Consider the following 22,396-nt stretch of genomic DNA (forward strand, 5'->3'; position numbering starts at 1 on the left):
CTGCAAGCCGTGCTCGAGAACTACCTGCGCGCACGGCTCCCCGCACTGAGCGAGACATCCCCGATCGCGCGCGCCCGCCGCGTCGGTCACGACGTCCAGGCGCGCAGCTCCGCGGAACGGGCGTGTGCGCGCGCGAGCTGCTCCGCGACCCGGACCGGCGCCGTGCCGCCCGTCGCCGAGCGTGACGCGAGCGAGCCCTCGACGGTCAGCACCGAGCGGACACCGGGCGTGAGGTGCTCGGAGATGCCGGCGAGGTCGTCCTCGCTCAGGTCCCACAGCTCGATGCCCCGGTCCTCGCACACCCGGACGCACGCGCCCGCGACCTCGTGGGCCACCCGGAACGGCACGCCCTCGCGCACGAGCCACTCCGCGACGTCGGTCGCGAGCGAGAAGCCCTGCGGCGCGAGCTCGGCGAGGCGGTCCGTGTCGAACGTCAGCGTGGCGACCATGCCCGCGAACGCGGGCAGGAGCACCGCGAGCGTGTCGACCTGGTCGAACACCGGCTCCTTGTCCTCCTGCAGGTCGCGGTTGTACGCGAGCGGGAGGCCCTTGAGGGTCGTGAGCAGCCCCGTGAGGTCGCCGACGAGCCGCCCGGCCTTGCCGCGCGCGAGCTCGGCGATGTCCGGGTTCTTCTTCTGCGGCATGATGCTCGACCCGGTCGAGTAGGCGTCGTCGAGGCGGACGAAGCCGAACTCCTTGGTCGCCCACAGGATGATCTCCTCCGCGAAGCGCGACAGGTCGACGCCCGTCATCGCCGCGACGAACGCGAACTCCGCGACGACGTCGCGCGACGCGGTGCCGTCGATCGAGTTCTCGACCGGGCCGTCGAACCCGAGCTCCGCCGCGACCGCCGCGGGGTCGAGCCCGAGCGACGAGCCGGCCAGGGCCCCCGAGCCGTACGGCGAGCGCGCCGCACGGGCGTCCCAGTCGACCCAGCGCTCGACGTCGCGCAGCAGCGGCCAGGCGTGCGCGAGCAGGTGGTGCGCGAGCAGGACCGGCTGCGCGTGCTGCAGGTGCGTCCGCCCGGGCATCGGGGCGTCGCCCGCGGCCGTCGCCTGCGCCAGGACCGCGTCGACCACGTCGAGCACGAGCCCGCCGACGCGACGCGCCTCCTCACGCAGGTAGACGCGCACGAGCGTCGCGATCTGGTCGTTGCGCGAGCGCCCGGCGCGCAGCTTGCCGCCGACCTCCGGTCCGGCCCGCTCGATGAGCCCGCGCTCGAGCGCGGTGTGCACGTCCTCGTCGGCGAGCACCGGGAGGAACGCGCCGCTCGCGACGTCGTCCCGCAGCCGGGACAGCCCGTCGAGCATCGTGGCGAGCTCGGCGTCGTCGAGCAGGCCCGCGCGGTGCAGCACGCGCGCGTGCGCGACCGAGCCCGCGATGTCGTGGCGCGCGAGCCGCCAGTCGAAGTGCGTCGACTGCGACAGCGCCGCGAGCGCCTGCGCGGGGCCGCCGGCGAACCGCCCGCCCCACAGGCTCACGGGCGCCTGCCCGGCGACGGTCCCGGCGCCCCCGTCGCCCGGACCGCCGCCGGACCGCCCGCCCTCGGGCGCGCCGGACGGTGTGCCCGTCGTCCCCGCTGCGTTCGTCATGTCAGTCCGTCCCGACTTCCATCGCGGCGCTCTCGAGCGCCAGCTCCTCGTCGCCGAGGACCGAGGGGTTGTCCGCGATCACGTCGGCGCCGCCCGTGGGCAGGGCACCGAAGAGCGTGCCGTTCTCGACGAGGACCTGGCCCTGGTCGACCGGCTGCTGCGCGTACAGCTCGAGCTTGGCGCGCGAGTCGGCGATGTCGAGGTTGCGCATGGTCAGCTGGCCGATCCGGTCGGTCGGCCCGAACGCCGCCGACTCGGTGCGCTCCATCGAGAGCTTGTCCGGGTGGTACGACAGCGCCGGGCCGTCCGTGCGCAGGATCGTGTAGTCCTCGCCGCGGCGCAGGCGCAGCGTCACCTCGCCGGTGACGACGGACGCGATCCACCGCTGGATCGACTCGCGCAGCATGAGCGCCTGCGGGTCGAGCCAACGCCCCTCGTAGAGCAGGCGGCCGAGCCGGCGGCCCTCGGCGTGGTAGCTCGCGATGGTGTCCTCGTTGTGGATGGCGTTGACGAGCCGCTCGTAGGCGACGAACAGCAGCGCCATGCCGGGGGCCTCGTAGACGCCGCGCGACTTCGCCTCGATGATCCGGTTCTCGATCTGGTCGGACATGCCGAGCCCGTGCCGCCCGCCGACCGCGTTGGCCTCGCGGACCAGCTCCACCGGGTCGTCGTAGCGCACGCCGTTGATCGTGGTCGGCCGGCCCCGCTCGAAGCCGATGGTCACGTCCTCGGTCGCGATCTCCACCTCGGGGTCCCAGAACCGGACGCCCATGATCGGCTGGACCAGCTCGAGCGAGACGTCGAGCTGCTCGAGCGTCTTGGCCTCGTGCGTGGCGCCCCAGATGTTGGCGTCGGTCGAGTACGCCTTCTCGGCGCTGTCCCGGTACGGCAGCTCGTGCTCGACGAGGAACTGGCTCATCTCCGCGCGCCCGCCGAGCTCGGACACGAAGTCCTTGTCGAGCCACGGCTTGTAGATCCGGAGCGACGGGTTCGCGAGGAGCCCGTAGCGGTAGAACCGCTCGATGTCGTTGCCCTTGAACGTCGAGCCGTCGCCCCAGATCTCCACGCCGTCGGACTGCATGGCGCGCACCAGGAGCGTGCCGGTCACGGCGCGGCCCAGGGGGGTCGTGTTGAAGTACGACCGCCCGCCGCTGCGGATGTGGAACGCACCGCACGCCAGCGCGGCCAGGCCCTCCTCGACCAGCGCCCCCTTGCAGTCGACCGCCCGCGAGAGCTCCGCGCCGTACATGAGCGCGCGGTCCGGCACCTGGTCGATCTCGGGCTCGTCGTACTGGCCGAGGTCCGCCGTGTAGGTGCACGGGACCGCCCCGTGGTGACGCATCCAGGCCACGGCGACCGACGTGTCGAGACCGCCCGAGAAGGCGATCCCCACACGCTCGCCCACGGGGAGCTGAGTCAGAACCTTGCTCACGTGTCTTCCTTCTCTCGTGCGTCGTCGCGGCCAGCCGCGAGGTCGAGGAACCGCTGCGCGACGCCCTGGCCGCCGCCCGGGTCGCTGCTGATGACCAGGACGGTGTCGTCACCGGCGATGGTGCCCATCACGCCCGGCATGACCGAGTGGTCGATGGCCGAGGCGAGGAACTGCGCGGCGCCCGGCGGGGTGCGCAGGACGACGAGGTTGCCGGACGCCTCGGCCGTCACGACCAGCTCGGCGCACAGGCGCGCGAGCCTCGCCGCGAGCATCTCCGCGTCGGCCACGGGCGCCGGGGCGCGGTTGCCGCCCTCCGCGGGCACGGTGTAGACGAGCGAGCCGGACGGGGTGCGGACCTTCGTGGCGCGGAGCTCGACGAGGTCGCGCGACAGCGTCGCCTGGGTCACGGAGACACCCTCGCACGCCAGGGCCTCGGCCAGCTCGGACTGCGAGTGGACGGCCCGGCGCGAGAGCAGCCCGGTGATCAGGGCGTGGCGGGCCGCCTTCGTCGGCGGCGAGGTGGCGCCCGCCGTCCCCGCGGTGCTGCCCGGGCTCACGACCGCTCCAGCAACCAGGTCAGCAGCGCCTTCTGCGCGTGCAGGCGGTTCTCGGCCTCGTCCCACACCGCCGACTGCGGCCCGTCGAGCACCTCCGCGGTGATCTCCTTGCCGCGGTAGGCCGGCAGGCAGTGCAGCACGATCGCGTCCGGCGCCGCGGCCGCGAGCGACGCGGCGTTGACCTGGTACGGCACGAACGGCTCGGCCCGCACGTCCGCCGTGGTCTCGTGCCCCATGGAGACCCACGTGTCCGTGGCGATGACGTCGGCGCCCGCGACCGCGACCGCGGGGTCCTGCGTGACGAGGACGGAGCCGCCCGTGCCGGCCGCGACGCGCTCGGCGTCCGCGAGCACGGCCGCGTCGGGCAGGTACCCGGCCGGCGTCGCGACGCGCACGTGCAGGCCCGCGGTCGCCCCGCCGAGCAGGTACGAGTGCGCCATGTTGTTCGCGCCGTCGCCGAGGTACGCGAGCGTCTTCCCGGCGAGCGCGCCGACGCCGCCGCGCAGCTGCGCGATCGTCATGAGGTCCGCGAGCACCTGGCACGGGTGGAACTCGTCCGTGAGCGCGTTCACGACGGGCACCCCGGAGGCGCCCGCCATCGCGTCGATGCGGCTCTGCGCGGACGTGCGCCAGACGATGGCCGCGCACTGGCGGTCCAGGACGCGCGCGGTGTCCTCGATGGGCTCGCCACGCTCGAGCTGCGACGTCCCGGAGTCCAGGAGCAGCGGGTAGCCGCCGAGCTCCGCGACCCCGACCGAGAACGACACGCGCGTGCGCGTCGAGTGCTTGTCGAAGACGAGGGCGACCGCGCGGGGGCCCGCGAGCGGCGTCCGGATGAACCGGTCGTCGCGGAACGCGAGCGCGAGCTCGAGGACCTCGCTCTGCTCCCGGGGGCTCAGGTCGTCGTCGCGCAGGAAGTGCCGCACCATCTCAGGCCTCCGGTCCGAGGTCGCGCGGGAGCCCCGCGAGGAAGTCGACGAGCTGCTGGCCCTGCCCCGCCGTGAGGATGAGGGGCGGCGCGATCCGCAGCGTCGTCGGCGTGCACGGGTTCACGATGATCCCGGCCGCGAGCGCCTGCGCGGCGAGGTCGGCTGCGACGGGACGGGCCAGCTCGACCGCGATCAGGAGGCCCTCGCCGCGCACCTGCGCGACGAGCGGGTGCGCGAGCGCCGTGACCGACGCGCGCAGCCCGGCGCCCACGTCGCGGACGTTCGCCAGCAGGCCGTCGCGCTCGATCACGCCGATCGTCGCGAGCCCCGCCGCGGCGGCGACCGGGTTCCCGCCGAACGTCGTGCCGTGCTGACCCCGGCCCAAGAGCGTCGCCGCCCGCTCGCCGTACGCGACGACCGCGCCGATCGGGAAGCCGCCGCCGAGGCCCTTGGCGAGCGTGACGACGTCCGGGACGATCCCGCCGCCGAGGTGGTCGTGGTGGTGCGCGAGCCAGGCGCCGGTCCGTCCCATGCCGGTCTGCACCTCGTCGAGCGCGAGCAGCGCGCCCGCGGCCGACGTGAGCTCGCGGGCCAGCGCGAGGTACCCGGCGGGCAGCGGCCGCACGCCGGCCTCGCCCTGGATCGGCTCGAGCACGAGCGCCGCGACGTCCGCTCCCCCGCCGTGCTCCGGGGCGAACGCCGCCCGCAGCGCGTCGGTGTCGCCGAACGGCAGGAACTCCACGCCGCCGGGCAGCGGCTCGAACGGCTCGCGGTAGGCAGGCTTGTGGGTCAGCGCGAGCGCCCCCATGCTCCGGCCGTGGAAGGACCCCTCGAGCGCGAGGATGCGCGGGCGGCCGGTGCGGCGCGTCATCTTCACGAGCGCCTCGTTGGCCTCGGTCCCCGAGTTCGTGAAGAACACCCGCGAGCCGTGGGGTGCACGCGCGAGGTCGAGCAGCCGTTCGGCGAGCGCGACCTGCGTGGGCGTCGCGAAGAAGTTCGACACGTGCCCGAGCGTGCCGAGCTGCGCGGAGATCGCCGCGGTGAGCGTCGGGTGCGCGTGCCCGAGGGCGTTCACGGCGATGCCCGCGAGCAGGTCCAGGTACCGGGTGCCGTCGGCGTCCCACACGTAGGCGCCGTCGCCGCGCACGAGCACGCGCTGCGGGGGGCCGAACGTGTCCATGACGGCCGCGGAGTACCGCTGCGTCCAGTGCGCGCCCGAGTCGGGGGCGACGAGGTCACCCGCGCCCGGGGCGACCGGCGCGGCGCCGAGCGCGGCGGACGGGGCGCCCGGGGTCAGGTCGGCGGCGCTCATGACCGTGCCCCCCGGACGGCGGCCTCGTCGACGGCCGGGATCTCGCCCGTGAACGGCGACGGGACCGGCTCGTCGTCGGGCAGCACCATCGTCCCCACCCCGTCGGACGTGAAGACCTCGACGAGGATCGAGTGCGCCGCGCGCCCGTCGATCACGTGCGCGCGGCCGACGCCGCCCTCGACGGCCCGCCAGCACGCCTCCATCTTGGGGCGCATGCCGGCGTCGAGCGTCGGCAGCAGCTCCGCGAGCGCGCTCGACCGGATGCGGCGCACGAGCGACCCCCGGTCGGGCCAGCTCGTGTAGAGGCCCTCGACGTCGGTCAGCACGATGAGCTTGCGGGCGCCGAGCGCCACCGCGAGGGCCGCCGCCGCCGTGTCCGCGTTGACGTTGAGCACCTGCGTGGGGTCCTCGAGGTCCGGGGCGACGGTCGAGACGACCGGGATGCGGCCCGCGTCGAGCAGGTCGAGGACCGCACCGGGGTTGACCTCGACGACGTCGCCGACGAGCCCGATGTCGACGCTCTCGCCGTCGACGACCGCCTGGCGCCGCCGCGCCCGCAGCAGGCCGCCGTCCTCGCCGGACAGGCCGACCGCGTACGGGCCGTGCGCGTTGAGCAGCCCGACGAGCTCGCGCGAGACCTGGCCGGTGAGGACCATCCGGACGACGTCCATCGCCTCGGGCGTCGTGACCCGCAGCCCGCCCCGGAACTCGCTCTCGATGCCGAGCCGGTCGAGCATCGCGTTGATCTGCGGTCCGCCGCCGTGCACCACGACGGGCCGCAGCCCGACCTGGTGCAGGAAGACCATGTCCTCGGCGAACGCGCGCTTGAGGTCGGCGTCGATCATCGCGTTGCCGCCGTACTTGACGACGACGAGCGCGCCCTTGAACCGCTGCAGCCACGGCAGCGCCTCGATGAGGACCTCGGCCTTCTGGTCGGCGCGCAGGTCGGTGCGGGTGTTGAACACGAAGTCGTCGCTCACGGTGGGCCCGTCGGTGCTCATGTCGAGTACGCGCTGTTCTCGTGGACGTAGTCGTGCGAGAGGTCGTTGGTCCAGACCGTCGCGGACGCGTCGCCGGCGTGCAGGTCGATCACGACGTGCACCTCGCGCTGAGAGGCGAGGTCGACCTTCGAGCGGTCCTCGTACGCGCCGCCCGCGCGGCAGACCTGGACGCCGTTGAAGGTGACGTCGAGCTGCGCGGGGTCGTACGCCGCGACCTCGACGGGGACGGTCCCCACCTGGGCGAGGATGCGGCCCCAGTTCGGGTCGTTGCCGAAGATCGCGGTCTTGACCAGGTTGGACCGGGTCACCGCCCGGGCGACGGCGACCGCGGCGTCCTCGGTCTCGGCGTTCACGACCGTGACCTCGACGTCGTGGGTCGCGCCCTCGCAGTCGGCGACCAGCGCCCGTGCGAGGCGCGCGCACACCTCGCGCACGGCCTCGGCGAACTCGGCGGGGTCGGGCGTCACTCCGCTCGCCCCCGAGACGAGCAGCGCGACGGTGTCCGACGTCGACATGCAGCCGTCGGAGTCGATGCGGTCGAGCGTGGTGCCGGTCGCGGCGCGCAGGGCGGAGTCCGCGGTGGCCGCGTCGACGTCGGCGTCCGTGGTGATCACGCAGAGCATCGTCGCCAGCGCGGGCGCCAGCATCCCGGCGCCCTTGGCCATGCCGCCGACCGTCCAGCTGCCCGACGGCGTCTCGACGGTCACGTGCGCCGTCTTCGGGACCGTGTCGGTCGTCATGATCGCGACCGACGCGTCCGGGCCGCCGTCCGCCGTGAGAGCGGGGCCCGCGGCCTCGACACCCGCGAGGAGCTTCTCGCGCGGGAGGCGCTCGCCGATGAGCCCGGTCGACGCGACGAGCACGTCGCCCGACGAGACGCCGAGCACCTCGGCGACCTTCTCGGCCGTCGCGTGCACGTCCTGGAACCCCTCGGGTCCGGTGCACACGTTCGCGCCGCCCGAGTTCAGCACGACGGCGCTCGCGACCCCGTCGGACACCGCCTGGCGCGACCACACGACGGGCGCGCCGACGACGCGGTTGGACGTGAACACCGCGGCCGCGACCTGGGACGGGCCGTCGTTGACCACGAGCGCCAGGTCGGGGCGGCCCGAGGCCTTGAGGCCGGCCGTGACGCCGGCGGCGCGGAAGCCTGCGGCGGCGGTCACGCCGGGCGAGGTGGGGATGTCGGTGCTCACGGGGCGACTCCGTCCAGCGGGAGGCCGAGCGTCTCGGGGAGGCCGAGCGCGAGGTTGAGGGACTGCACGGCCGCGCCGGCGGTCCCCTTGACGAGGTTGTCGATCGCGGTGACCGTCACGACGCGGCCGGCACGCTCGTCGACGGCGACCTGGACGAGCGCGGTGTTGGCGCCGAGCGTCGCGGCGGTCGTCGGCCACTGCCCCTCGGGAAGCAGGTGCACGAACGGCTCGTCGCGGTACGCGTCCTCCCAGGCGGCGCGGACCGACGCGGGGTCGGTGCCGGGCACGAGGCGCGCGGTCGCGGTCGCGAGGATCCCGCGCGCCATCGGGACGAGCGTGGGGGTGAACGAGATGCTCACGTCCGCCGCACCCGCGACGCCGAGGTTCTGCTCGATCTCGGGGACGTGCCGGTGCGTGCCGCCGACGGCGTACGGCTGGGCCGCGCCGAGGGCCTCGCTCGCGAGCAGGTGGGTCTTGAGGGACTTCCCCGCACCCGAGTAGCCGTTGGCGAGCACCGCCACGAGGTCGGTCGGCTCGATCAGCCCCGCGGCGATGCCGGGCTGGAGACCCAGCGTGACGGCCGTGACGTTGCAGCCCGGGACCGCGATGCGCCGGGTGCCCGCGAGCGCGGCGCGCTGGGCGGCGGGCGTCCGCTCCCCCGCGTGCAGCAGCTCGGGCAGCCCGTACGGCCAGGTGCCGGCGTGCGGGTTCCCGTAGAACGCCTCCCAGGCGGCGGCGTCGGCGAGCCGGTGGTCCGCGCCGAGGTCGACGGCGAGCGCGGCGTCCCCGAGCTCGGCCGCGACCGCGCCCGACGCGCCGTGCGGCAGCGCGAGGACGACGACGTCGTGACCTGCAAGCCGGTCGACCTCGGTCGGCGCGAGCACGCGGTCGGCGAGCCGGCGCAGGTGCGGCTGGTGCTGACCGAGCGGCGTCCCGGCGTTGGAGTGCGCCGTGACGGTCCGGATCTCGGCGTCGGGGTGGTCGAGCAGCAGGCGGAGCATCTCCCCGCCCGCGTACCCGCTCGCGCCGGCGACTGCCACGGTGAACGTCATGTGCATGACCATACACGGGACTGCATAGTCATCGCGACCGACTTACGCGCCGACCTGCTCCCGCACCTGCCGCTTGGTCCGCTCGAGCATGCCGGTCATCCCGCGCAGCCGCAGCGGGCTGACCGCCTCGGTGAGCCCGATGGTGAACGGGTAGTCGTCGGGCAGGGCGAGCACCTCGTCGGCCGTCAGCCCCTCGAGGCCCTCCGCGAGGATGGCCGCGAAGCCCCGCGTCGTGGGTGCCTCGGGCGGCGCGGAGGCGTAGAAGTGCACGATCCCGTCGGAATCGACCTCCGAGAAAGCGCGCACGGGCGACTGGCACTCCTCGACGCGCTCGAGCAGGCCCGGCTGCGCGGCGTAGCGCTCCGGCAGCTCGGGCAGCTCGCGGGAGAACTCGAGCAGCAGCTGCAGGCGGTCCGGCTGCGGGACGGCGAGGAACTCCTCGCGGATCCGCGCGAAGGCCTCGGGGACGTGGGACTCAGCCATGGGACCGATCCTCCCACCTTCTCCGGACCGCCCGGCAGGCCGCGTGCCTCACGCCGGGAGGCTCCCCGGCTCCTCGCCCTTGACGATCGGGACGCGCACCGAGTTGCCCCACTCGGTCCACGAGCCGTCGTAGTTGCGCACGTCCTCCAGGCCCAGCAGGTGCTTGAGCGCGAACCACGTGTGGCTCGACCGCTCGCCGATGCGGCAGTACGTGATGACCCGGTCCTCGGGCGTCAGGCCGAGGCCGCCGTCCTGGTAGATCGCCTCGAGCTCGGCGCGCGACTTGTACGTCCCGTCGGCCGCCACGGCCGTCGCCCACGGCACGTTGCGCGCCGTCGGGATGTGGCCCGTGCGCAGCGCACCCTCGTTCGGGTAGTCGGGCATGTGCGCGAGCTCGCCCGTGTACTCCTTGGGCGAGCGGATGTCGACGATCGGGTTCCCGAGGTGCGCGAGGACGTCCTCCTTGAACGCGCGCAGCGTCCGGTCGTCGCGCTCGACGACGGGGTACTCGACGGGCGTCGGCGTCGGGACCTCGGTCGTGAGCTCGCGGCCCTCGGCGATCCACGTGTTCCGGCCGCCGTCGAGCAGGCGCACGTCCTCGTGGCCGAACAGCGAGAGCACCCACAGGGTGTAGGCCGCCCACCAGTTGTTCTTGTCGCCGTAGATCACGACGGTCGTGTCGCGACCGATGCCCTTGGAGCCCAGCAGCTGCGCGAGACGCTCGCCGTCCACGTAGTCGCGCACGTCGGCGTCGTTGAGGTCCGTGTGCCAGTCGATCTTGACCGCACCCGGGATGTGCCCGGTCTCGTAGAGCAGCACGTCCTCGTCCGACTCGACGACCACGAGACCCTCGGCGCCGAGGTGGTCGGCGAGCCACTGGGTCGTCACGAGACGCTCCGGGTGCGCGTACTGCGCGAGCTTCTCCGACGTCGTGTCGATCTCCACCGTCATGCCAGCTCCGTCCGCCGTGGAGCCCCCGTCGGACCCCGCGGGCCTGAGCCTGCGAGCGCGGCGCGGCACGCGTCAAGGCAGGACGGCGAGGTGCACACATCGTGAGACGACGTGTCCGCCGCGGATGATCCGGCCCGCGCCCGGCGTTGCGCCCGGCGTGCAGACGATCCAGGCCGGCAGCGCCGGCGGCCCCGAGGTCCTCGAGCTCGTCGAGCTCCCCACGCCCGAGCCCGGGCCCGGCCAGGTGCGCGTGCGCGTCGCCGCGGCGGGCGTGAACTTCATCGACACCTACCGCCGCTCAGGGCTGTACCCCGTCCCGTTCCCGCACGTCGTGGGCGGCGAGGGCGCGGGCACGGTCGAGGCCCTCGGCGACGGGGTCACCGGGACAGCCGTGGGCGACCGCGTCGCGTGGGCGTCCGGCGCACCCGGCTCGTACGCGGAGCAGGTGCTGCTCGACGTGGAGCACGCGGTGCCGGTGCCCGCGGGCGTCGACCTCACGACCGCCGCGGCGCTGCTGCTCCAGGGGATGACCGCGCACTACCTCGTCGCGTCGACGTTCCCCGTCGCCGCCGGCCAGGACGTGCTCGTGCACGCCGCGGCCGGAGGCGTGGGGCTGCTCCTGACCCAGCTCGCCGTCGCGCGCGGCGCCCGCGTGCTGGCCACCGTCGGCGCTGCCGAGAAGGAGGACCTGGCGCGCGGCGCCGGGGCCACCGAGGTGATCCGGTACGACCTGCTCGACGACCTCGCGGCCGAGCTGCCCGCGCGCGTGCGCGAGCTCACCGGCGGCGCCGGCGTCCACACGGTGTTCGACGGCGTCGGGCGCGCGACGTTCGACGCCTCGCTCGCGTCGCTGCGCCCGCGCGGCGGCCTCGCGCTGTTCGGCGCCGCGTCCGGTCCCGTCCCCCCGCTCGACCCCCAGCGGCTCAACGCCGCCGGGTCGCTGTTCCTGACCCGCCCCACGCTCGCGCACTACACCGCGACGCGCGAGGAGCTGCTGTGGCGGGCCGGCGAGCTGCTCGACGCGGTCGCCGCCGGCACGCTCGACGTCCGGGTCGGGGCGACGTTCGCGCTGCGCGACGCCGCGGAGGCGCACCGCGCGCTCGAGGGGCGTGCGACGACCGGGAAGGTCGTCCTGCTCCCGTGAGCGTCCCGCTGCCCGCAGCCGGCACACCCGTCCCGCGCGCGGCACGCCTGGACGACGTCCCCGCGCTCGCCGTGCTCAACGACGCCGCGGTCCCGGCCGTCAACGCGCTGGGTGCCGCCGGGCTGGCCGCGCACCTGCCCGCGTGCGACGTCGCGCTCGTCGTCGACGACCCCGCGACCGGCGCGCCGCTCGCGTTCCTGCTCGCGCTCGCCCCCGGCGCCGCGTACGCGAGCGAGAACTACCGGTGGTTCTCGACGCACCGGCCCGGCTCGCTCTACGTCGACCGGATCGTCGTCGCGCCGCACGGTCACGGTCGCGGCGTGGGCCGTGCGCTCTACGGCGCGGTCGACGACGCCGCCGTCCGGGCCGGGCTCGCCGAGGTCACGTGCGAGGTCAACCTCGACCCGCCCAACCCGTCGTCGCTCGCGTTCCACCGGCGGCTCGGGTTCGCGCAGGTCGGCGAGCAGCTGACGTCCGGGGGAACGGTCCGGGTCGCGCTGCTCGCGCGCGGGGTCGGCGCGGCCTGAGCTCCGCCCGGGGCTCCGCACCGCGCGCTCGCGGTGCGGAGCCGCCCCTCAGCGCACGGCGGCGGGCTCGGGCTCGGTCGACACCCGCGACGGCCGGGGCCACGACGGCATCGACGTGCCCTGGGCGAAGAACAGCCACTCGTGCCGGCACGAGCGCACGAAGGCCTCGAGCATCCGCGCGCGCCCGGCCGGACCGGCGGAGCGCGCGGCGTCGTCGGTCAGCTCGCGCGCCCGGTCCGACGCCCGCGCGAACTCGGGGTCGCCGTAGGTCGCGATCCAGTCGGCGTACGGGTGCCCGTCGAGCTCGGCGCGGGCGAGCAGGCGCGCGCCGATGTCCGCGTACAGCCAGTAGCACGGGAGCACCGCGGCGAGCAGCTCCGCGTACGAGCCGCTCGCCGCGACCGCCCGCAGGTGGTCGGTGTACGCGGCGGTCACCGGTGACGTCGTCGCACCGCCCGCCGCGACGCCGTACCTCCCGAGCCAGCGACGGTGGAGGTCCGACTCGACCGCGAGGCAGTGGTGCGCGCCGCGCGCGAAGAACTCCTGCGCCCCGCGGTCCGGGGCCAGCTCGCTCGCCCGAGCCAGGACGCGGGAGTACTCGCGCAGGTACAGCGCGTCCTGCGCGAGGTAGAACGCGAACTGCTCCGCCTCGAGCGTCCCGGCGGCGAGCCCGCGGACGAACGCGAGCTCGTCGCACGCCTCCCGCAGGTCCGCGACCTGCTCCCACGCCTCGTCGGTGAAGCGCCGCGCGCTCCCCTGCCGGTGCGCGTGGTCCACGGGACCGTTGCCCGTGCCGACCTGCAGAGCACCGCCGGCCCGGAGGGCGCCCGTGAGCCACTGCTTGGCCTCGCGCACCGCCGCGACCCAGTCGTCGCGCTGCGGGCGCAGCGTCGCGACCGCGGCGGACAGCGAGCAGCCGGTCCCGTGCGTGTGGAGCGTCGCGACGCGAGGCGCGTCGATCTCGACGGTCGCCTCCGCGGTCACGACGGCGTCCGGGCTCCGGCCCGGCTCCCCCGCGAGGTGACCGCCCTTGACCAGCACCGCGGTGCCGTGCCGGCGCGCGAGCCGGGCACCCTGGTCGAGCGCCTCGGGCCACGTGGCAGCGACCGGCTCGCCCAGCAGGACCGCGAGCTCGGGCAGGTTGGGCGTCACGAGGTCGGCGTGCGCGAGCAGCGACCGGACCGCGTCCTCGGCCCCGCCGTCCAGCAGACGGTCGCCGCTCGTCGCGACCATCACCGGGTCGAGCACCACGTACGGCGGCCGGTGCACCGCGAGCCACGCGCCGAGCTCGCGGGCGACGGCCTCGGTCGCGACCATGCCGATCTTCAGCGCGTCGACCGTGACGTCGTCGCTCACCGCGTCGAGCTGTGCGCGCAGGAACGCGGGATCCGGGACGTGGCTCGTGCGCACGCCGCGGGTGTTCTGCGCGACGAGCGCGGTGACCACGGCCATGCCGTACCCGCCGTGCGCCGCGATCGACTTGAGGTCCGCCTGGATGCCCGCACCGCCGGTCGGGTCGGTGCCCGCGACCGACAGGACGCGCGGACGGCTCGGGCCGCCCGGCGCGCCGAAGCGGAGGCGGTCCGGCGCGTCGTCGGGGCCGGCCGGTTCGTCCGCCGGCACGGCGACGCCCCCGACGGGCGCGGTCACGAGGCGCTCGCGGCGTGCGAGCGGGCCCGGGCCCACGCGGCGACGAGCTCGGTGGCTGCGGCGTACGGCGCGGGGTGCGCGCACACCGCGGACACCACCGCGAGGCCCACGGCGCCCGCGAGGCGGACGGGCTCGGCGTCCTCGACGGTCAGCCCGCCGATCGCGACGACCGGCAGCGTCGAGCGGCGCGCGACGGCGGCGAGCCCGTCGAGCCCGATGGGGTCCGCGGCGTCGGGCTTGGTCGGGGTCGCCCGCACCGGTCCGGCGCCGAGGTAGTCGACGACGCCGGTCCGCAGCGCCGCGTCGACGTCCTCGTCACGCGCGGCCGAGACGCCGATCAGCGTCCCGGCGCCCAGCAGCCGCCGCGCGTCGACGGCCGGGAGGTCGGACTGCCCGAGGTGCACGCCGTCGACCCGCGCTCCCCGGCGACGGGCCGCGAGCACGACGTCGACCCGGTCGTCGACCACGAGCGCGGGCGGGCCGACGAACCGCGCGAGCCGGCCGGCCGCGGCGACCGTGAGGTCGAGCAGCGCCCGCACGTCGCGGTCCTTCGCGCGCAGCTGGACGACACCGAGCCCGGCGTGCGCCGCCGCGTCCACGACGTCGAGCGGATCGTGCCCGGCCCGCTCGCAGACGGCGGCGTCGAGCACGAGGTACGGCCCGGGCGGCAGCGCGGCGCTCATGCGCGGGCCCCGGCAGCCGTCAGCGCGCCGACGTGCAGACCTGCGGCCGCCCGCTCGACGAGCGTGTCCGCGGTCAGGGCGTGCACGGCGTCGACGAACGCCGCCGCGAACGACCCGGGCCCGCGCGCCACGAGGGCGGCGTCGGTCGCGGCCTCGTTGAACCAGGCGCTGGCCGTCACCGCCGCGACGAGGGGGCTCGCGACGGCGCTCGTCGCGGCGACGAGCCCGCCGAGCGCGCACCCGCCCCCGGTCATCATGGTCAGGAGCGGGTCGCCGCCGGTGAGCCGCACGACGGTCACGCCGTCGGTCACGAGGTCCGTCGCCCCCGACACCGCCACGACCGCCCCGGTGCGCCCGGCGATCGCCACGGCGGCGGCGAGCGCGTCGTCGACGTCGTCACGCGCGTCGACCCCGCGGCCCGTGGACGCCAGCCCCGCGAGCGCCCGGATCTCGCTCGCGTTACCCCGGACCACCGCCGGGGTGTGCACGAGGATCTCGGCCGCGAGACGCGTCCGCAGCGAGAGCACCCCGACCGCGACCGGGTCGAGGACCCACGGCGTGCGGGCGCCCTCCGCTGCGGCCACCGTCGAGCGGATCGACACGCGGTGGTCCGCACCCATCGTCCCGAGGTTCACGAGCACCGCGTCCGCGACGTGCGCGAGCTCCTCCGCCTCGCCCGGCGTCGCGACCATCGCCGGGGAGGCACCCGCGGCGAGCAGCACGTTCGCGACCAGGTTGACCGTGACCTCGTTCGTGAGGCACTGGACGAACGGTGTGCGGTGCCGGACCTGCTTGGCGGCCTCGTGCACGGCGTCGAGGAGCGCGTCACGCCCCGCGGCCGAGCCGGCCGGTGCGGCCGCGTCGTTCTCAGGCGCATGAGTCATCTCATGACATCCCTTCGCTAGTACGAACTAGATCAGGTTCGACGGGTGTGATCTCAGCTCGCCCGCACCGGTCGCAGCCGGTACGCGAGCACCCCGTGTCATTCGCGGCTCACCTTATTCGGACACGCGCCGCGCCGGAAGCGTTCCGCGCGCCGTCCCCGGGCGCGTCGGCGAGGCGTGTCGGCGCGCTCCGCGCTCGACGGCTGTCGAGCCGTCGGCGGGCGCGCGCCCCGGGTGCACGCTCCCCGGGCGCGCGTCGCCGGGACGGACCGACCGGGCCCGCCGCCGCTCGCCGGGGACGACCAGGGCGCCCGCCCCCCGGAGGGAACGGGCGCCCTGGTGCGCGACCCACCCGTCAGGCGCGCAGCTGCGCCCCGAACCGCCGGTCCGCCTCGGCGACGACGGCCGCGCGTACCGCGGCCGTCTCGTCCGCGGTCAGCGTGCGGTCGGCCGCGCGCAGGCGCAGCGAGAACGCGAGGGACTTCTTGCCGTCCCCGACCTGCGGCCCGGTGTAGACGTCGAACAGCCGCAGCTCCTCGAGCACGTCGCCCGCCGGGCTCGACACCGCACCGGCGCGGACCGCGGCCTGCACGTCGCCCGCGGGGACGTCGGCGTCGACCACGAGCGCGACGTCCTCCTTCGCGACCGGGAACGTCGAGACCTCGACGACCTGGACGGGCTCGGTCGGCGCGGCCGCGAGCAGCACGTCGAGGTCGACCTCGAACGCGGCCGCCCGCGCCGGGAGGCCGAGCGCCGCGACGACCTTCGGGTGCAGCTCGCCCGCGTGCCCGGCGAGCGTCCCGTCCACCGTCTCGAGGCGCGCGCACCGGCCCGGGTGCCACGGCGCGTGGTCCGCGTCCTGGCGCACGACGAGCTCGACCCCGAGCGTGCGCGCGACCAGCAGGGCGCCCGCAACCGCGTCGGAGTGGTCCGCGCGCCGGCCCGGACCCCACCACCCGGCGGGGTCGCGCTGCCCGGTCAGGACCCCGGCGAGACGCCGCGGCTGCGCCGGGACGGCGGCCCGCAGCGCCGCGAGGTCCGCGTCCGAGGGCCGCACCCCACCGGGCAGGCGCGGCGCCGGCTGCGCACCCGCGGCCGGACGGGTCGCGAGCCCGATCTCGAAGACCGCGAGGTCCGTGGTCCCGCGGCTCACGTTGCGGCGTGCCGTGTCGAGCAGCGTCGCGAGCAGGCTCGTGCGCATCTCGGGCTGCGAGTCGTCGAGGGGGTTGACGAGGCGCAGGGCGCGTCGCCGGTCGTCGTCCGCCGGGAGGCCGAGCACGTCGTGCTGCTCGGGGGCGACGAACGGGTAGCTCAGCGTCTCGACCCAACCCGCACCGACGAGCGCGCCCGCGACGGCCCGGCGGGCACGCTGACCCTCGGTGAGCCCTCGCCCGACGGGAGCGACGGGGAGCACGGACGGGATCTCGGAGTACCCGCGCAGCCGCGCGACCTCCTCGACCAGGTCGACCGGCACGGCCAGGTCCGGGCGCCAGCTCGGCACCCGCACGAGCACGCGGCCCGGCGCGTCCGCGTCCGTCACCGCGCAGCCGATCTCGGTGAGCGTCTCGCGGACCTGCTCGGGCGTGTACCCGACGCCGACGAGCCGTGCGGGCAGGTCGAGCTCCAGCTCGACGACCGGCGGCTCGCCCGTGCGGTCCACGTCGGTGAGCCCGTCGTCGGGCGTCCCGCCGCCGTGCTCGACGAGCAGCTCGACGACCCGGGCGACCGCGACGCGTGCGAGCCGCGGGTCGACGCCCCGCTCGAAGCGCTTGGCCGCCTCGCTCGGCAGCTTGTGCCGCCGTGCCGTGCGGGCGACGCTGATCGGGTCGAAGTGCGCGGCCTCGACCAGCAGGTCGGTGGTCGCCTCGCTCACCTCGGACTCCGCACCGCCCATCACCCCGGCCAGGCCGAGGATGCGGCTCGCGCGCGCACCCTCCGGGCTGTCCGTGACGAGCAGGTCCTCGGTCGACAGGACGCGGTCCTGGTCGTCGAGCGTGCGCAGGCGCTCCCCCTGCCGGGCCCGGCGCACCACGACGGGCGCCGAGAGCTGCGCGAGGTCGTAGGCGTGCAGCGGCTGGCCGAGGTCGAGCATCACGTAGTTCGTGACGTCGACCGCGAGCGAGATGGGCCGCATCCCGGCCTGGGTCAGGCGGCGCTGCATCCACGCGGGCGACGGGCCGGACGCGGCGACGCCGCGCACGACCTGCGCGACGAACCGGTCCGCCCCCGGCAGGCCGTCGATCGGCGCGTCGTCGTCGAGCTCGACGGGGAACCCGCCGGTCGCGGGCGCGTCCGGCACGGGCAGCCCCGGGTCACGGAACGTCGCGCCGGTCGAGTGGGAGTACTCGCGCGCCACGCCGCGCATCGAGAAGCAGTAGCCGCGGTCCGGCGTCACGTTGATCTCGAGGACCTCCTCGCCGAGCCCCAGGAGCTCGCGCGCGTCGGTCCCCGGCTCGGCGTCGAGCCCGAGCCGCGAGATCACGATGATGCCGTCGTGGTCCTCGCCGAGGCCGAGCTCGCGCGCCGAGCAGATCATGCCGTCGGACACGTGCCCGTACGTCTTGCGCGCGGCGATCGGGAACGGCCCGGGCAGCACCGCGCCGGGCAGCGCGACGACCACGCGGTCGCCGACGTCGAAGTTGTGCGCGCCGCACACGATGCCGCGCGGCGAGCCGTCCTCCTCGTTGTGCGCGCCCACGTCGACGCGGCACCAGTTGATCGTCTTGCCGTTCTTCTGCGGCTCGGGCGTGCGCTCGACGACCTGGCCGACCACGAGCGGGCCCGTGACGGCGGCGGGGTGGATCGCCTCCTCCTCGAGCCCGACCCGGACCAGGTCCGCGGCGAGCTGCTCGGCAGTCGTGCCGGCGGGGAGGTCGACGTGCTCGGCGAGCCACGTCAGCGGGATGCGCGGCATCAGGCCACCCCTCCCAGCTGCGCGGAGAAGCGCACGTCGCCCTCGACCATGTCGCGCATGTCGGCGATGCCGTGGCGCAGCATGAGCGCACGCTCGACGCCGACCCCGAACGCGAACCCGGAGTACACGTCGGGGTCGATGCCCGCGGCGCGCAGCACGTTCGGGTTGACCATCCCGCACCCTCCCCACTCGATCCAGCCGGCCCCGCCCTTCTTCTGCGGGAACCACAGGTCCATCTCCGCGCTCGGCTCCGTGAACGGGAAGTACGCGGGCCGCAGGCGCGTGCGGGCCTCCGGACCGAAGACCGCCCGCGCGAAGTGGTCGAGCGTGCCCTTGAGGTGCGCCATCGTCAGGCCCTTGTCCACCGCGAGGCCCTCGACCTGGTGGAACACCGGGGTGTGCGTCGCGTCGAGCTCGTCGGTGCGGAAGACCTTGCCCGGGCACGCGATGTACACGGGCAGCTCGCGCTCGAGCAGCGTGCGCGCCTGCACGGGCGAGGTGTGCGTGCGCAGCACGAGGCCCGACGCCTCCCCCGGCTCCGCACCCTCGACGAAGAACGTGTCCTGCATCTGGCGCGCCGGGTGGTCGACGCCGAAGTTGAGCGCGTCGAAGTTGAACCACTCGGCCTCCACCTCGGGGCCCTCGGCGATCTCCCAGCCCATCGCGACGAACATGTCGGCGATGCGCTCCTGGAGCGTCTCGAGCGGGTGCCGGGCGCCGGCGTGACGGCGCTCGGCCGGGAGCGTCACGTCGAGGCGCTCCTCGACGAGCACGCGGGCGTCGCGCTCGGCCTCGAGCTCGACCTGGCGTGCGGCGAGCGCGGCGCCCAGGCGACCGCGCGCGGAGCCGAGCAGCTTGCCGGCGACGGCCTTCTCGGCCGGGGCCAGCCGGCCGATCTCGCGGTTCGCGAGCGAGAGGCGGCTGCGGTCGCCGACGTGCTCGAGGCGCGCGGCCTTGAGCTCGTCGAGGTCGGAGGCCTTCGCGAGCGCCGCGAGGGCGTCCGAGAGCGCCGCCTCGACGCCGTCGGCGTCGAGCGGGGACAGGGGTGAGGAGGACATGCGGACCTTCCAGGCGGGGAGGGTGCGGCCGGTCCGACGAGGGTCCCGGCCAGCTGGGCAGTCTAGTGGCGCCCGTCCCGGGGACCGGCGGCTCGCTCGGCGAGCGCCTGAGGCCGCTCCCGCAGGAGCGACCCGGTCACGTGCGCAGCGTCAGCGGCGCGGCCCGGGAACGGGCCCGGGAAATCGGCGACCACGGGTCACCGGCGCGTCACGTCGCGAGGCTGGCATGGGCACCATGCTGCCACAGGGCCGGGTCGCGCACCGGCACGACGGCCCTCTCACGCGCCGCCGAGCCGCCATGAGTCCACCGGGGTGTAGAGCGGACCGCCGGCCCGCCCCGCGCCCGGCTCCGACTCGACGAGCAGCAGCTCCTCGACGGTCCACGCAGGACCCTCGTACACGGCGAGCGCTCGCACGAGCGCGTCGACGGGCGCGCTCGGCGGCTCGTCGTCGGGCCGGCGTCGCGAGCGGCGCGTGGGCCGGGCCGAGGGGCTGACGCGACCGACCGTGAGGTGCGGGCGGGAGCGGACCCGCTCGTCGGGGCGGGTGCCCGCCTCCTCGCCGGCGTCGGCAGCCCGGGCGCTCAGCCGGTTCATCGCCTCGACCTCGCCGCTCGCCCCGACCCACAGCGTGCGGTGCGAGAACACGCCGGCCCCGCGCAGCCGCAGCTCGAAGGGCTCCGCCTCGTCGGCGACGCCCGCGAGCCCGCGTGCCAGGTCCTCGGACACCCCGGCGGGGACCTCGCCGTAGAACGCGACCGTCAGGTGCCGGTTCTCCTCCGCGGTCCACCGCACCGGGGACGTCCGGTCGTCGGCCACCGCACCGGCGCGCACGACGCGCAGCGCGAGGTCGAGGTGGTCGAGGACGTCAGCAGGGGGCCGCACGGCGGCGAAGAGGCGCACCGCACCAGGGTCTCAGGAGCACGCGGGCGCCCGGTACCGCGGTCGTGGTCGGGGTGCCCGAGCCCCGCGGCGCGCCGGCTGCCGGGTCAGCGCTGCGCGCGCGAGCTCGCGTACAGGCACACCGTGGCGGCGGTCGCGAGGTTGAGCGACTCGGCACGCCCGCGGATCGGGACCCGCACGACCGCGTCGGCCAGCGCACGGTCCGCGTCCGGGAGACCCCACGCCTCGTTGCCGAAGACCCAGGCGGTCGGGCCGGACAGGTCGGGCGCCGCGCCGGCACCGGGCGTCCGGGCCCCCACTGCCGCGTCGGGCTCCCCACCGCGCGGCGCCGTGCCGGGCGTGCCGCCGTGACCCGCGACGTCGAGCAGGTCGTCGAGGTCGTGCTCCCCCGCGCCGTCCGCCGCGAGGACCGCGAGCCCGGCTCCGCGCAGGCCAGCGACGACCTCGGCCAGGGACACCCCCGTCACGACGGGCAGGTGGAACAGCGACCCGGCCGTGGAGCGGACCACCTTCGGGTTGTGCACGTCGACGCTCTCGGCCGTGAGGACGACGGCATCGGCGCCCGCGGCGTCGGCCGCCCGGACGACCGCCCCGGCGTTGCCCGGGTCCCGGACGCGCGAGAGGACCGCGACGAGCCGCGGGGAGCCGGCCAGGACCTCGGCGAGCGTCACGTCGCGGGGCTCCGCGACGGCCAGGACGTGCTGGGCGTCCGGGCTCATCGCGTCGAGCACCGCGGGTGTCGCGAGGTGCGTCCGGACCCTCGCGGCGCGGGCGGCCGCCACGATCTCCCCGTACCGCTCGGCCGCGGCCTCGGTCACGTAGAGGTCCCGCACCCGTGCGGCGTCCTCCCGCACGAGCTCCCGCACGGACTGGGGACCCTCGACGAGGAACTGCCCGTGACGTGCACGCGCCGAGCGCCCCGCGAGCGCGCGGACGGCCTTGACGCGGTCCGCGCGCGGGTTGTCGAGCATCGGGCGTGCCCGGTCGGGCGCGGCGGGGTCGGGGCTCGTGGCGCTCATGGCGTCATCCTCTCGCGCCGCGGGGTGCGGCTCGGGCGTGCGGGGTCGCCGGCTGGGCCGCTCAGGGGGACGACGCGGGCGCGACCGGCGGGCGTGCTCGGCCGTTCGCGGCGGACGACCGGCAGCACGCATGACGACGCCCCCGTGGTCACGTGGACCACGGGGGCGTCGTGCGTGTGCGAGCGTGCGTCAGGCCGCCGAGGCGGGGGCGTTGACGTCCGCCGGGAGGGCCGCCTTCGCGACCTGGACGAGCGCCGCGAACGCCGGGGCGTCGCTGACGGCGAGCTCGGCGAGGACGCGACGGTCGACCTCGACACCCGCGAGCTTGAGGCCCTGGATGAGGCGGTTGTACGTCATGCCCTGCTCGCGAGCCGCCGCGTTGATGCGCTGGATCCACAGCTTGCGGAAGTCGCCCTTGCGCGCCTTGCGGTCACGGTAGGCGTAGACGAGGGAGTGGGTGACCTGCTCCTTCGCCTTGCGGTACAGGCGCGAACGCTGGCCGCGGTAACCGCTGGCGCGCTCGAGGGTAGTGCGGCGCTTCTTCTGGGCGTTGACCGCCCGCTTCACGCGTGCCACGTGATGCTCCTTGCGTTTCGGGGCTCACAGGTGAGTCCGGGGCGCTCGCGCGCCCCCGGGCTCACTTGCCGAGCAGCTTCTTGATCTTCGGGGTGTCAGCGGCGGAGACGACGACGTCACCGGCGATGCGGCGCGTACGGCGGCTCGACTTGTGCTCGAGCAGGTGGCGCCCGCCTGCCTGCTCGCGCATGACCTTGCCGCTGCCGGTGATCCGGAAGCGCTTCTTGGCACCGGAGTGCGTCTTGTTCTTCGGCATGGCTGCCGCTCTCTCCTTGAGGTCGCATCGCGCGGGGCCGCGCGACTCGTTCGTGCGGGGGTCCTGGTGAGGATCCCCGTGGGGAAGTCAGGCCTTGGCGTCCTCGCTGCTCGACGAGGGCGCCGGGCGCGGGGCCGGCTTCACACCGCTCGGGGCCGGTCGCGGGACCGGCTTGGGCAGCGCCGACGGCTTCGGGGCGGCCACGGGCTTGGCCGCCGCGGGACGCGGGGCCGGTGCCGGTGCCGCTGCCGGAGCTGCCGCGGGACGCGGCGCCGAGG

21 protein-coding genes, 1 pseudogene and 1 riboswitch are annotated in these 22,396 nt (G+C 75.6%); of the genes and pseudogenes, 2 read left to right on the plus strand and 20 right to left on the minus strand.

Features of this window, described 5'->3' with window-relative positions; all coding sequences use genetic code 11:
• Positions 1 to 86: 86 nt before the first annotated feature.
• The 10 genes from argH to AB6N24_RS17205 are packed head-to-tail and all read right to left on the minus strand — an operon-like array spanning position 87 to position 10,505.
• Positions 87 to 1,592 (minus strand): argininosuccinate lyase, encoded by a 1,506-nt coding sequence (gene argH / locus AB6N24_RS17160; RefSeq protein ID WP_412870604.1) that lies wholly within the window; start codon positions 1,590 to 1,592, stop codon positions 87 to 89.
• Between the two features lies 1 nt (position 1,593).
• Positions 1,594 to 3,024, minus strand: coding sequence for an argininosuccinate synthase (gene argG / locus AB6N24_RS17165; RefSeq protein ID WP_412870605.1), 1,431 nt, complete (start codon positions 3,022 to 3,024; stop codon positions 1,594 to 1,596).
• Positions 3,021 to 3,581 carry an arginine repressor gene (locus AB6N24_RS17170; RefSeq protein ID WP_412870606.1) on the minus strand — a complete coding sequence of 187 codons (561 nt, stop codon included), beginning with the start codon at positions 3,579 to 3,581 and terminating at the stop codon, positions 3,021 to 3,023. The genes argG and AB6N24_RS17170 overlap by 4 nt, the downstream gene beginning before the upstream one ends.
• Positions 3,578 to 4,510 (minus strand): ornithine carbamoyltransferase, encoded by a 933-nt coding sequence (argF, locus tag AB6N24_RS17175; protein ID WP_412870607.1) that lies wholly within the window; start codon positions 4,508 to 4,510, stop codon positions 3,578 to 3,580. Before argF ends, AB6N24_RS17170 begins: the two co-directional genes overlap by 4 nt.
• A 1-nt stretch (position 4,511) precedes the next feature.
• Positions 4,512 to 5,822 carry an acetylornithine transaminase gene (locus tag AB6N24_RS17180; RefSeq protein ID WP_412870608.1) on the minus strand — a complete coding sequence of 437 codons (1,311 nt, stop codon included), beginning with the start codon at positions 5,820 to 5,822 and terminating at the stop codon, positions 4,512 to 4,514.
• Positions 5,819 to 6,823, minus strand: coding sequence for an acetylglutamate kinase (gene argB / locus AB6N24_RS17185; RefSeq protein ID WP_412870609.1), 1,005 nt, complete (start codon positions 6,821 to 6,823; stop codon positions 5,819 to 5,821). Before argB ends, AB6N24_RS17180 begins: the two co-directional genes overlap by 4 nt.
• The gene (argJ, locus tag AB6N24_RS17190) at positions 6,820 to 8,019 is read right to left on the minus strand and encodes a bifunctional glutamate N-acetyltransferase/amino-acid acetyltransferase ArgJ (protein WP_412870610.1); all 1,200 of its coding nucleotides are present in this window, start codon (positions 8,017 to 8,019) and stop codon (positions 6,820 to 6,822) included. The genes argB and argJ overlap by 4 nt, the downstream gene beginning before the upstream one ends.
• Positions 8,016 to 9,071: an N-acetyl-gamma-glutamyl-phosphate reductase gene (gene argC / locus AB6N24_RS17195; protein WP_412870611.1), complete on the minus strand. Its 1,056-nt coding sequence runs from the start codon at positions 9,069 to 9,071 to the stop codon at positions 8,016 to 8,018. The genes argJ and argC overlap by 4 nt, the downstream gene beginning before the upstream one ends.
• A 42-nt stretch (positions 9,072 to 9,113) precedes the next feature.
• The gene (locus AB6N24_RS17200) at positions 9,114 to 9,554 is read right to left on the minus strand and encodes a SufE family protein (RefSeq protein ID WP_412870612.1); all 441 of its coding nucleotides are present in this window, start codon (positions 9,552 to 9,554) and stop codon (positions 9,114 to 9,116) included.
• Between the two features lie 48 nt (positions 9,555 to 9,602).
• The gene (locus AB6N24_RS17205; RefSeq protein WP_412870613.1) at positions 9,603 to 10,505 is read right to left on the minus strand and encodes a sulfurtransferase; all 903 of its coding nucleotides are present in this window, start codon (positions 10,503 to 10,505) and stop codon (positions 9,603 to 9,605) included.
• A gap of 157 nt (positions 10,506 to 10,662) precedes the next feature.
• Between AB6N24_RS17205 and AB6N24_RS17210 the strand changes: the two genes are divergently transcribed.
• Both AB6N24_RS17210 and AB6N24_RS17215 read left to right on the plus strand, forming a co-directional pair.
• The gene (locus AB6N24_RS17210; RefSeq protein ID WP_412870614.1) at positions 10,663 to 11,649 is read left to right on the plus strand and encodes a quinone oxidoreductase family protein; all 987 of its coding nucleotides are present in this window, start codon (positions 10,663 to 10,665) and stop codon (positions 11,647 to 11,649) included.
• Positions 11,646 to 12,176 carry a GNAT family N-acetyltransferase gene (locus AB6N24_RS17215; protein WP_412870615.1) on the plus strand — a complete coding sequence of 177 codons (531 nt, stop codon included), beginning with the start codon at positions 11,646 to 11,648 and terminating at the stop codon, positions 12,174 to 12,176. The genes AB6N24_RS17210 and AB6N24_RS17215 overlap by 4 nt, the downstream gene beginning before the upstream one ends.
• Positions 12,177 to 12,224: 48 nt before the next feature.
• Here AB6N24_RS17215 and thiD read toward each other — a convergent pair whose 3' ends face one another.
• From thiD to AB6N24_RS17265, 10 genes and pseudogenes are all read right to left on the minus strand, one after another.
• Positions 12,225 to 13,862: a bifunctional hydroxymethylpyrimidine kinase/phosphomethylpyrimidine kinase gene (gene thiD, locus AB6N24_RS17220; RefSeq protein ID WP_412870616.1), complete on the minus strand. Its 1,638-nt coding sequence runs from the start codon at positions 13,860 to 13,862 to the stop codon at positions 12,225 to 12,227.
• Entirely contained in the window at positions 13,823 to 14,509 is a 687-nt protein-coding gene (locus AB6N24_RS17225) for a thiamine phosphate synthase (protein WP_412870617.1), read from the minus strand. The genes thiD and AB6N24_RS17225 overlap by 40 nt, the downstream gene beginning before the upstream one ends.
• Entirely contained in the window at positions 14,506 to 15,393 is an 888-nt protein-coding gene (gene thiM / locus AB6N24_RS17230; protein WP_412870618.1) for a hydroxyethylthiazole kinase, read from the minus strand. Before thiM ends, AB6N24_RS17225 begins: the two co-directional genes overlap by 4 nt.
• Positions 15,386 to 15,499, minus strand: a riboswitch (TPP riboswitch). It overlaps the preceding gene by 8 nt.
• Positions 15,500 to 15,748: 249 nt before the next feature.
• Positions 15,749 to 18,307: a phenylalanine--tRNA ligase subunit beta gene (gene pheT, locus AB6N24_RS17235; protein WP_412870619.1), complete on the minus strand. Its 2,559-nt coding sequence runs from the start codon at positions 18,305 to 18,307 to the stop codon at positions 15,749 to 15,751.
• The gene (gene pheS, locus AB6N24_RS17240; protein ID WP_412870620.1) at positions 18,307 to 19,365 is read right to left on the minus strand and encodes a phenylalanine--tRNA ligase subunit alpha; all 1,059 of its coding nucleotides are present in this window, start codon (positions 19,363 to 19,365) and stop codon (positions 18,307 to 18,309) included. The genes pheT and pheS overlap by 1 nt, the downstream gene beginning before the upstream one ends.
• Before the next feature lie 278 nt (positions 19,366 to 19,643).
• On the minus strand, positions 19,644 to 20,267 hold the full coding sequence (gene thpR, locus AB6N24_RS17245; protein ID WP_412870621.1) for an RNA 2',3'-cyclic phosphodiesterase: 624 nt from the start codon (positions 20,265 to 20,267) through the stop codon (positions 19,644 to 19,646).
• 86 nt (positions 20,268 to 20,353) lie between these two features.
• Positions 20,354 to 21,286 carry a TrmH family RNA methyltransferase gene (locus AB6N24_RS17250; RefSeq protein WP_412870622.1) on the minus strand — a complete coding sequence of 311 codons (933 nt, stop codon included), beginning with the start codon at positions 21,284 to 21,286 and terminating at the stop codon, positions 20,354 to 20,356.
• A gap of 189 nt (positions 21,287 to 21,475) precedes the next feature.
• The gene (rplT, locus tag AB6N24_RS17255) at positions 21,476 to 21,862 is read right to left on the minus strand and encodes a 50S ribosomal protein L20 (protein WP_141372336.1); all 387 of its coding nucleotides are present in this window, start codon (positions 21,860 to 21,862) and stop codon (positions 21,476 to 21,478) included.
• A gap of 61 nt (positions 21,863 to 21,923) precedes the next feature.
• Positions 21,924 to 22,118, minus strand: coding sequence for a 50S ribosomal protein L35 (gene rpmI, locus AB6N24_RS17260; protein WP_141372337.1), 195 nt, complete (start codon positions 22,116 to 22,118; stop codon positions 21,924 to 21,926).
• An 87-nt stretch (positions 22,119 to 22,205) separates the two neighbouring features.
• Positions 22,206 to 22,396, minus strand: a pseudogene (locus AB6N24_RS17265) (C40 family peptidase); the annotation flags it as partial.

Source organism: Cellulomonas jepli (assembly GCF_047229345.1).
Lineage (GTDB): Bacteria > Actinomycetota > Actinomycetes > Actinomycetales > Cellulomonadaceae > Cellulomonas_A.

What these genes read in the sequence shown, in the direction of transcription:
- argF (WP_412870607.1), bottom strand. Translation starts at nt 4,510, where the DNA reads ATGGTGCGGCACTTCCTGCGCGACGACGACCTGAGCCCCCGGGAGCAG.
- pheS (WP_412870620.1), bottom strand. Translation starts at nt 19,365, where the DNA reads ATGTCCTCCTCACCCCTGTCCCCGCTCGACGCCGACGGCGTCGAGGCG.
- argB (WP_412870609.1), bottom strand. Translation starts at nt 6,823, where the DNA reads ATGAGCACCGACGGGCCCACCGTGAGCGACGACTTCGTGTTCAACACC.
- AB6N24_RS17205 (WP_412870613.1), bottom strand. Translation starts at nt 10,505, where the DNA reads ATGACGGTGGAGATCGACACGACGTCGGAGAAGCTCGCGCAGTACGCG.
- argH (WP_412870604.1), bottom strand. Translation starts at nt 1,592, where the DNA reads ATGACGAACGCAGCGGGGACGACGGGCACACCGTCCGGCGCGCCCGAG.
- AB6N24_RS17200 (WP_412870612.1), bottom strand. Translation starts at nt 9,554, where the DNA reads ATGGCTGAGTCCCACGTCCCCGAGGCCTTCGCGCGGATCCGCGAGGAG.
- argC (WP_412870611.1), bottom strand. Translation starts at nt 9,071, where the DNA reads ATGACGTTCACCGTGGCAGTCGCCGGCGCGAGCGGGTACGCGGGCGGG.
- thiM (WP_412870618.1), bottom strand. Translation starts at nt 15,393, where the DNA reads ATGACTCATGCGCCTGAGAACGACGCGGCCGCACCGGCCGGCTCGGCC.
- AB6N24_RS17225 (WP_412870617.1), bottom strand. Translation starts at nt 14,509, where the DNA reads ATGAGCGCCGCGCTGCCGCCCGGGCCGTACCTCGTGCTCGACGCCGCC.
- AB6N24_RS17250 (WP_412870622.1), bottom strand. Translation starts at nt 21,286, where the DNA reads ATGAGCGCCACGAGCCCCGACCCCGCCGCGCCCGACCGGGCACGCCCG.
- pheT (WP_412870619.1), bottom strand. Translation starts at nt 18,307, where the DNA reads ATGCCGCGCATCCCGCTGACGTGGCTCGCCGAGCACGTCGACCTCCCC.
- rpmI (WP_141372337.1), bottom strand. Translation starts at nt 22,118, where the DNA reads ATGCCGAAGAACAAGACGCACTCCGGTGCCAAGAAGCGCTTCCGGATC.
- AB6N24_RS17180 (WP_412870608.1), bottom strand. Translation starts at nt 5,822, where the DNA reads ATGAGCGCCGCCGACCTGACCCCGGGCGCCCCGTCCGCCGCGCTCGGC.